Genomic DNA, 5750 nt, shown 5'->3' with positions numbered 1-5750 from the left:
ATCAATTTCTTTGTCAATGCGATTTATCACGCGCTCAGCGCGATTGTTTTGTTGGTGTTTTAAATGACAGAAAAAATCACCTTTCATCTGTCCGCCTTTGACGGACCGTTGGATTTGCTCTTGCATTTGATTGCAAAGAACAAAGTCAATATTTATGACATCCCCATTTCGCTGATTCTTGAACAGTACATGGAAATCCTGCGCGAAGCCCAGTCGGCAGATATGGAAGTCGCCGGAGATTTCATCGCTATGGCGGCACAGCTCATGCTCATTAAGTCGCGGATGCTGCTGCCGAAGGAAAAGAACGAAGAAGATGAGGAAGAAGACCCGCGCGCTATGCTGGTGGAACAGCTGTTGGAATATCAGCGTATTCGTGAGGTACAGCCGTATTTTAAGCGGCACAGTGACGCAGGACGCGACATTTTGACGCGCCCGCCGGAGCCGCTGGAACGAAAGAAAACATTTGAGGGCACGCTGCCGCCGGAAAAGCTGTCGGAGGCGGCGCGGCGGATGCTGACACGCATCGGCAAAAAGATGCCGCCGCCGGTCAGTGCATTTTCCGGCATTGTCGGACATGAAACCGTACCGGTACATACACGGATCACAGCGATTCTGCTGCGGTTTCGCAAAAAGAAACAGCTGCGGTTTCAGGGCTTGTTTCGCGGTCTGCACAGCCGCTCGGAAATTGTCGCGACGTTTCTCGCTGTACTGGAGTTGTCTAAGACGCATCGCATTCAGATTGACGGCGAGGGAGAAGATCCTACGCTGACGCTGTTTGCTGATAAGGAGCGGGAAGAAGCAAATACAGAGATTCAGGAGGAACGCATCTCATGAATGAATTGTCCTGCCTGTTGGAGGGCATTTTATTTGCATCGGGAGAACCGGTTTACGAAGAAAAACTCAAGCAGGTGCTTGGCATTGACGCCAAACAGCTGCATCAATTGGCACAGGAGCTGGCGGACAGCTATGACGCAGAAAAACGCGGCTTTCAGCTCATCCGCCTGCAAGACAGCTATCAGATGGTTTCCCGCGCAGAATATGCGGATACCATTCGCCGGGCACTGGAGGTGCGGCGTACGCCGTCGCTGTCTGCGGCAGCATTAGAAGTACTGTCTATTGTCGCGTACCGACAGCCGGTTACCCGCGCCTATATTGAACAGCTGCGCGGTGTGGACAGCTCCAATACCGTGCTGAATCTGTTAGATAAGGGCTTGCTGGAGGGCTGCGGCCGTCTGGATGTGCCGGGCAGACCGATGATTTACCGCACGACACCGGCATTTTTGCGGGCATTTTCCATTTCTTCTCTGGATGAGCTGCCGGATTTGCCGGAGCTGCGGGAACTGGAAGAAAAACGTGAGTCCGAACAGGAGGAATCTGAATCATGATCGTACTCCGCATTCTGGGCATCGTCCTGTGCGTTGTCTTGCTTCTTGGCGTGTCACTGACAGTTTTTACGCTGTTTGCACCGGCACGGATAGAAATCAAACGGGACATGCCGGATGGGCAGCTCAAGATGCGGTTGGGATTCGGTCCGATTAAGAAAGTATTTCGGCTCGGCGGCAAGAAAAAAAAGCCCAGAAAGCCGACCAAGAAGCAAGAAAAAAAGGAAAAACGCGAGGAACAGAAAGAAAAAACAACAGCACCGCGCTTTGATCTGAAGCGATTGCCGATAGACCGCGCGCTGGAATTGGTTGTCGAGCTGATCTATGATTTGGCGGGTGCTATCGTGTGGGAGCGTCTGCATGTAACCGTCATCCTGCACACCGCGGATGCGGCGCGTACCGGCAGACTACTCGGTGCCTGTTCGGCTGTTGTCGGCAATATTTATCCGTATTTGGAACGGACGCATGTGCTCAAGGACACAAAGATTGTCATTGATGCGGATTTTGACGCACAAAAGACGATATGGGGGCTAGACATTTCCGTGATGACGCAGCTCCGATGGTATCCGGGTATTTTGTGGAAACGGCGCAAGGAGCTGTGGGCACTGTGGAAGGCGGTTCGCCTGACGAAAGAGGAACGAAAAGCATGGAGCCAAAACCAAACGGCTTCCCAGCAACATGTATCATAAATTATCCTAGAGAAAGAGGGAATTTCAAATGGCAGAACATGGTGTAAATGGCCTGATGGCTGAGACAATGGAAAAAATCCGTTCTATGGTCGATGTCAACACAATTATCGGTGATCCTATCGTCACACACGATGGAACCACGCTGATTCCGATTTCCAAGGTGACATTCGGCTTTGGTTCCGGCGGCACAGACTTTAAGTCGCGCAACAGCGGAGACAATGCACCGCTGTGCTTTGGCGGCGGCGGTGGTGCCGGTGTCAGCATTCAGCCGGTTGCGTTCCTCATTGTCAGCGAAGGCAATGCGCGCATTCTTCCGGTTAATATGCCGGCGGATAACAGCACGGATCGCCTGATTGAGCTGATTCCGGACGCCATTAACGGTGTACAGAGCTTGTTTGGCAAGCGCGGCAAGAAGGAAGAAGCGGTCACAGAAACCGAAGTCGCTCCGACAGAAGAATAAACAAACAGAAAGAGGGGCCAAATGCTCCTCTTTTTGTTCAGACATAAACACACACAGGACGCCGTAAAATGATTATCTGAGGGGGAATGTGTGTGAGAGCAAAATTGTGGATTTGTCTGCTGCTGGCTGTGTGTTTCGGCATGGGTCGAGTAAGCGCGTATTCTGCACAGGCGTATGCCGTGCTGGATGCAGATACCGGTGTTTTGCTGGATGGCGCCAATGAAACACAGCAGCTGCCCATGGCGAGCACCACCAAAATCATGACCGGCTTGCTGGCGGCGGAATCCGGAAACTTGCAGCAGATTGTCACGGTTTCCGCGGCCAGTGCAGGCGTGGAAGGCTCGTCGATGTATTTAAAGCAGGGAGAACAGCTGCCGCTGCAAGAGGTTCTGTACGGCTTGATGCTGTGTTCCGGCAACGATGCAGCGGAATGTATTGCGGAAAATCTCGGCGGAAGAGACGCGTTTGTGCGTCGTATGAATGAGCGAGCACAGCAGTTGGGACTGAGCAATACACATTTTGACAATCCCAGCGGTTTGGATGGAAAAACGCATCACACAACGGCACAGGAGCTGGCACAGTTGGCAGCTGCTGCACTAAAAAATCCGGTTTTTGCCAAGGTTGTCGCCACCCAGAGCCACACATCCGGCACGCGCACAATGGTCAATCACAATAAGCTGCTGCGCATGTATCCGGACGCTGTTGGCGTCAAAACCGGGTATACCATGACAGCGGGGCGGTGTCTAGTCAGTGCAGCCAGACGAAATGGGCGCACAGTTGTTGCAGTCACTTTACATGACAAAGATGATTGGAACGATCACATGCATATGCTGGATGCAGCATTTGCGTCTATGCACGCACAGACAACTGCACGGGCGGGAGAAGAAGCCGGAATCATTCCGGTGCAGACGGGAACAAAACAACAGGTACGGGCAGTGTATCAAGAAGATTTGACAGCACAAGTATTTACTGGAGAACAGGCAGAGATACAAATAGCCTGTGCAGAATTTTTATATGCGCCGGTGCGGGCGGGAGACCGCTGCGGAAGCGCCCAATTGGTGTGTAATGGTGTCGTACTGGATGAGACCGCGCTGATTTGTGCCGAGTCTGTCTCATTAGATACCACGCAAGAAGATACCGGTTGGTTAGAAAAACTGCGGCATTGGTGGGATACCGTGAGAAAACGAGAGGTAGTATATGAAAATCACAGTCGTTTACGGACAGAATCATAAGGGTTCTACGTATCATGTCGCCAGAATGCTGGCGGAAAAATTGGATGGAGAGATCACAGAAATCTTTTTGCCGCGAGATTTTGACAAATTTTGTGTGGGATGCGCCAACTGTATCATGAGAGATGCAAAATACTGTCCCCATGCGGAAGCCTTGCAGCCGCTCACACAAAAGCTGGATGAAGCGGATGTTCTTATTTTGGCGAGTCCGGTCTATGTATACCATGTCACAGGTTCTATGAAGGCGTTTTTAGATCATTACGGCTGGCGTTGGATGGTACATAGACCGGAGCATTCGATGTTCCGCAAACAAGCGGTCTGTATCACCACAGCGGCGGGAGCGGGAATGAAATCTACGCTGAAAGATATGGCAGACAGTCTGTGGTTTTGGGGCGTCGGCAAGGTGTATCGGTACGGCTTGCCGGTGTATGCCATCAACTATAGCCATATGAGCGAGAAGAAAAAGCAGAAAGTGGATCAAAAAACAACAGCTTTGGCAAAGAAAATCAAAGCACGAGAGGGAAAGGTACAGCCTTCCCTGAAAACCAAGGCATTTTTTACGATGATGCATCTCGTGCGGAGCAAAAAGCCGAGTGATGATGCAGACGGGACATATTGGAAACAGCAGGGATGGACGGGAAGTAAACGCCCGTGGAAGGATTAAACCATGCAGGAACGATTACAGAAAATTTTATCCGGTGCGGGCGTTTGCTCCCGCCGGGCGGCGGAGCAGCTCATTGCCAGCGGTGCCGTGACGGTGAACGGCACAAGAGCACAAGTGGGAGATCGGGCAGACATAGATACGGATGTGATTTGCGTCAATGGAAAGCGGATTGCCGGACATGAGAGCTATCACACCATTGTGCTGTATAAACCGGCGGGGGTCGTCACAACGATGTCAGACGAAAAAAATCGAAAAACGGTGGCACAGCTGGTCAAAAACTGTCCGGTGCGGGTGCTGCCGGTCGGCAGATTGGATCAGTACTCAGAAGGAATGCTGCTCATGACCAATGACGGTGAACTGCTCGCTGCGCTGACGCATCCACGCAATCATGTGGATAAAACCTATGCCGTGACCGTGCGCGGCGATAAGACACGCATCAAAGAGCTGGCTCGACCGATGGTCATTGATGGATACCGCATTCGTCCGGCGCAGGTACAGATTCAGGCGTCCGGTGAGGATCAAGTACACGAGCTGCACATCACCATTCATGAAGGACGCAACCGGCAGATTCGCAAAATGTGTGCCCAGTGCGGCTTCAAGGTTCTGCGGCTGTGCCGCATTGCGATGGGACCGCTGAAATTGGAAGAATCCCTGCGTCCGGGGCACTGGCGCGAGCTGACAGCGGAAGAGATTGCCGCACTGCGCCGGGCAAGCGGCTTGGGAAAAACCAAGCAATGATGGAATTCTTGCGCAAATTTTGCAATTTGCATGAGAAACACTTGCATTTTTGTTCATCAACAGATACAATAAAACTATAGAATGTGAAACCCATATGTATATATAAGAGGCAGAAACTATGAATGATTTGATGAACAAAATACAGAACAATCTGTCCACCTTTTCCAAGGGACAGCGTTTGATTGCGAAGTATATCATTGAACACTATGATAAAGCGGCATTTTTGACCGCAAGCAAGCTCGGCTCGACCGTCGGTGTCAGCGAGTCTACCGTTGTACGATTTGCTACAGAACTGGGCTATGCGGGCTATCCGCAGCTGCAAAAGGCGTTGCAGGAGATGATTCGCAACAAGCTGACGGCTGTACAGCGTATGGAAGTGACCAGTGACAGAATGGGCGATCAGGATATTCTGCGCTCCGTCTTGTCCTCGGATATTGACAAAATCCGCATGACATTGGATGAAATCGACCGCAATTCTTTTCAGAGCACGGTAGAGGCGATTCTGCACGCGAAGAATATTTATATTCTCGGCGTTCGCTCGTCGGCATCTCTGTCCGGCTTCATCGGCTTCTATTTCAATCTGATGTT

General features: G+C 51.4%; 8 protein-coding genes. All 8 read left to right on the top strand.

Annotation, left to right across the window (positions count from 1 at the left end; translation table 11 throughout):
• The first annotated feature begins 63 nt into the window (after nucleotides 1–63).
• A complete protein-coding gene (locus tag ACR0P9_RS06725) occupies nucleotides 64–834 on the top strand; it encodes a segregation and condensation protein A (protein ID WP_432618534.1) in 771 nt (256 codons plus the stop codon).
• Entirely contained in the window at nucleotides 831–1385 is a 555-nt protein-coding gene (gene scpB / locus ACR0P9_RS06720; RefSeq protein ID WP_432618532.1) for an SMC-Scp complex subunit ScpB, read from the top strand. Before ACR0P9_RS06725 ends, scpB begins: the two co-directional genes overlap by 4 nt.
• Complete coding sequence (locus ACR0P9_RS06715; protein WP_432618530.1) at nucleotides 1382–2071, top strand: DUF2953 domain-containing protein; 690 nt, start codon at nucleotides 1382–1384, stop codon at nucleotides 2069–2071. Before scpB ends, ACR0P9_RS06715 begins: the two co-directional genes overlap by 4 nt.
• 28 nt (nucleotides 2072–2099) lie before the next feature.
• Complete coding sequence (gene ytfJ / locus ACR0P9_RS06710; protein ID WP_432618528.1) at nucleotides 2100–2531, top strand: GerW family sporulation protein; 432 nt, start codon at nucleotides 2100–2102, stop codon at nucleotides 2529–2531.
• A gap of 92 nt (nucleotides 2532–2623) precedes the next feature.
• Entirely contained in the window at nucleotides 2624–3763 is a 1140-nt protein-coding gene (locus ACR0P9_RS06705) for a D-alanyl-D-alanine carboxypeptidase family protein (protein ID WP_432618526.1), read from the top strand.
• Nucleotides 3729–4424: a flavodoxin family protein gene (locus tag ACR0P9_RS06700; protein ID WP_432618524.1), complete on the top strand. Its 696-nt coding sequence runs from the start codon at nucleotides 3729–3731 to the stop codon at nucleotides 4422–4424. Before ACR0P9_RS06705 ends, ACR0P9_RS06700 begins: the two co-directional genes overlap by 35 nt.
• A gap of 3 nt (nucleotides 4425–4427) precedes the next feature.
• Nucleotides 4428–5162, top strand: coding sequence for a pseudouridine synthase (locus ACR0P9_RS06695; RefSeq protein WP_432618522.1), 735 nt, complete (start codon nucleotides 4428–4430; stop codon nucleotides 5160–5162).
• Nucleotides 5163–5280: 118 nt separating this feature from the next.
• Nucleotides 5281–5750: MurR/RpiR family transcriptional regulator (locus tag ACR0P9_RS06690; protein WP_432618520.1), on the top strand; the 470-nt coding region annotated here is incomplete at its 3' end.

The organism is Butyricicoccus sp., from assembly GCF_050872565.1.
In the GTDB taxonomy this organism is placed as follows: Bacteria; Bacillota; Clostridia; order Oscillospirales; family Butyricicoccaceae; genus Butyricicoccus_A.
The sequence above is the reverse complement of the archived record's forward strand: the minus strand, read 5'-3'. Positions and strand labels throughout refer to the sequence as shown.

What these genes read in the sequence shown, in the direction of transcription:
- ACR0P9_RS06725 (WP_432618534.1), top strand. Translation starts at nt 64, where the DNA reads ATGACAGAAAAAATCACCTTTCATCTGTCCGCCTTTGACGGACCGTTG.
- scpB (WP_432618532.1), top strand. Translation starts at nt 831, where the DNA reads ATGAATGAATTGTCCTGCCTGTTGGAGGGCATTTTATTTGCATCGGGA.
- ACR0P9_RS06715 (WP_432618530.1), top strand. Translation starts at nt 1,382, where the DNA reads ATGATCGTACTCCGCATTCTGGGCATCGTCCTGTGCGTTGTCTTGCTT.
- ytfJ (WP_432618528.1), top strand. Translation starts at nt 2,100, where the DNA reads ATGGCAGAACATGGTGTAAATGGCCTGATGGCTGAGACAATGGAAAAA.
- ACR0P9_RS06700 (WP_432618524.1), top strand. Translation starts at nt 3,729, where the DNA reads ATGAAAATCACAGTCGTTTACGGACAGAATCATAAGGGTTCTACGTAT.
- ACR0P9_RS06695 (WP_432618522.1), top strand. Translation starts at nt 4,428, where the DNA reads ATGCAGGAACGATTACAGAAAATTTTATCCGGTGCGGGCGTTTGCTCC.